The following is a 2,761-nucleotide window of genomic DNA, read 5'->3' as shown; positions in this document are numbered from 1 at the left end:
GTTCAAGGTCGAGGACGGCAAAATAAGACTTCCGTTCTCAACAATTCCCGGTCTTGGCGAAAGTGCGGCAATATCTCTTGCAGAATCGGGAAAGGTAAATACATACCTTTCTATCGAGGAAATGCAAATAAAGACTAAGGTTTCTAAATCTATTATTGAGTCGCTCAAAAATATCGGTGCACTTGAGGGATTGCCTGAAAGCTCACAGATGTCATTGTTTTAAGGGGTGGTAAATAAATGAAAAAACTTTTTTCACTAAAAAATGTATTGATATGTATCCTTTTTACAATATTTCTTTTATTTGTAAAGGATAACTTCAGCGTGGTGTGGAATGCAGTATGTATGTTTGCTTCAATACTTACACCATTTGTAATCGGATTTTTGTTTGCGTATATTCTCAATTTTCCGTATAAATTCTTTTATTCAAAGGTATTCGGATTTTTGAAAGATAAAAAGAAATTCTTTGCGAATATGCGAAAACCGCTTTCAATTATATGTACCTATACTGCGGTAATTGCTGTGCTTGGATTTTTAATTGCAATTCTTGTTCCGCAGATTGGCGACAACATTTCAAGTCTTGCCGACAAAGTGCCTACTTATTTCAATTCAGTTTATGACTGGCTCTCAAGCATGGCAGATTGGATTAACAAAACCTATAATGTAAGCATAGACATTGACGCTTCATTTGCTCAGCTCGGCAATGAAATTATGAAGAATCTCAACGGCATTACAATAGCAAACTTCTCTAAGAATGTTTTGTTTGACACTCTTGTTCCTATGATTACAAATACAACTGCCGGCATCTACAACTTTGTAATGGGTATTGTAATTTCAGTTTATTTCCTTTCAGCAAAGGAAATGCTGTGCAGACAGGTTAAACGACTTGCAGTTGCCTTTATTCCGATTAAGTTTTTGCCAAAGGTTTACGAAATCATTGATATTACCGATACTAAATGCGGTAGATTTTTGGTTGGTGATATTATTGACGCTGCGTTTATCGGAGTTCTCACATTCATCACAATGTCAATCTTCCAGCTTCCATACGCCGCCTTGATTGCTGTGCTTATCGGTGTAACAAACATTATCCCATTCTTTGGTCCTTTTATCGGTGCAATTCCGAGTGCCGTTATTCTCTTCCTTGAAAATCCATGGGATATGATTATATTCATTGCCATTGTATTTGTTATTCAACAGCTTGACGGCAACCTTTTCAAGCCGAAGATTATCGGCAGTCAGGTTGGTCTTTCAAGCTTCTGGGTACTCTTCAGCGTTATCGTTGGCGGCAGTTTGTTTGGTATGGTAGGTTTCATTTTGGGTACACCAATCTATGCCGTTATCTATACTCTTGTAGGCAAGCGAGTTAAAAACGCTATTGATAAAAAAGGCAAGCTTGGACAGGAAGCACTTGATTTTGAGGTGCTTAACTATGTAAATATTGCCGCTGAGCAGAAAAAGCTTAGAGAAGAAAAGGAATCTGCTCAGAAAGAAAAGATATTAAAGTTTATCAGACCTGAAAAGCACTCAAACGGTGAGCATAAGGAAGATAACCATTCTGACGACAGCAAAGAATAAATTTAATTTTAAATTATGCAGAGCAGTAAGAAAATTACTGCTCTGTAATTTGAAAAATTTTTGTTAAAAAATTGACAAGTATAATTTTATATGTTATTATATTAGCATATTAGCACGCTAAAGCGTTTATAAAGAGGTTTTTATGAAAAAGTATTTAAAAATAACCCCCGAGGGAATGAAAGATTTTCTTTTTGCCGAGTGTTCCGCAATGGACGATGTATGCGGCAAAATAGAAAAGGTATTTACTAAGGGCGGTTTCAAAAAGGTAATCACACCTGGCATTGAATTTTACGATATATTTTCAATGGAATGCAGCGGAATTGACCAGCAGTCAATGTTTAAATCAGTTGACAACAAGGGCAGACTTCTTGTTATGCGTCCCGACTCAACTCTCCCGATTGCACGAATGGTGTCATCAAGACTGAAAAATTCAATTATGCCTGTAAGACTTTACTACAAGCAGGCTGTTTACAGAAACAACCCGACACTTATGGGCAGAAGAAATGAATTTATGCAGATGGGCGTTGAGCTACTCGGCGTAAAGGGTAAGAGGGCAGACCTTGAGGTGCTTTCCACTGCAATAAGAAGCATTATGAGCGTTGCCGATGATTTCAGAATTGAACTCGGACATGCTCAGGTATTTAATGCTCTCATCAGCGAAATTGATATTGACGAAGATTTTAAGGAAAAAATCCGAGTTACCATTGAGGGTAAGAATTACTCGGCACTTAACAACCTGCTCGATAAGCTTGAGCCTTGCAAGGCTGTAACAGCTATCAGAAGTCTTCCGTCGCTCTTTGGCGGTGACGAAGTGTTTGATAAGGCAACAGAGCTTTGCAGCGGCACAAAGGCAGTTGACGCTCTCAATTACTTACATACACTTTACGATTCACTTAAAACTCTCGGACTTGGTGACAAGCTTATTGTTGACCTTGGACTTGTGCAGAGAAACGATTATTACACCGGCTTTGTTTTCTGCGGATACATTTCAGGCATCGGTGACGCAGTTCTTTCAGGCGGCAGATACGATGATCTTCTTTCGGAATTTGACGCACCAATGGGAGCGGCAGGCTTTGCCATTGATACAGACGCAATCACAGAAAAACTTCTTTCAGACAAAAACACAAGCTATACCGATGTGCCTGAGGTTCTTGTATATGCAAAGGACGGTGCTGAGATTGAAGCAATA

General features: G+C 38.7%; 3 protein-coding genes. All 3 read left to right on the top strand.

Annotated elements, in window-relative coordinates; translation table 11 throughout:
- The coding region (locus ACJMMI_RS08735) for a hypothetical protein (protein ID WP_405354999.1) at positions 1-223 on the top strand (223 nt) is incomplete at its 5' end.
- Positions 224-237: 14 nt separating this feature from the next.
- The gene (locus tag ACJMMI_RS08730; RefSeq protein WP_405354997.1) at positions 238-1,572 is read left to right on the top strand and encodes an AI-2E family transporter; all 1,335 of its coding nucleotides are present in this window, start codon (positions 238-240) and stop codon (positions 1,570-1,572) included.
- 142 nt (positions 1,573-1,714) lie between these two features.
- Positions 1,715-2,761 (top strand): ATP phosphoribosyltransferase regulatory subunit (gene hisZ, locus ACJMMI_RS08725; protein ID WP_405354996.1); only part of this gene is annotated, 1,047 nt, incomplete at its 3' end.

It is taken from the genome of Ruminococcus sp., from assembly GCF_045129435.1.
In the GTDB taxonomy this organism is placed as follows: Bacteria; Bacillota; Clostridia; order Oscillospirales; family Acutalibacteraceae; genus Ruminococcoides.
Note: the sequence above shows the minus strand (reverse complement) of the source record. Positions and strands in the feature narration are given on the sequence as shown.

Excerpts from the sequence above, each read along its gene's own strand:
- ACJMMI_RS08730 (WP_405354997.1), top strand. The coding sequence starts at position 238 with ATGAAAAAACTTTTTTCACTAAAAAATGTATTGATATGTATCCTTTTT.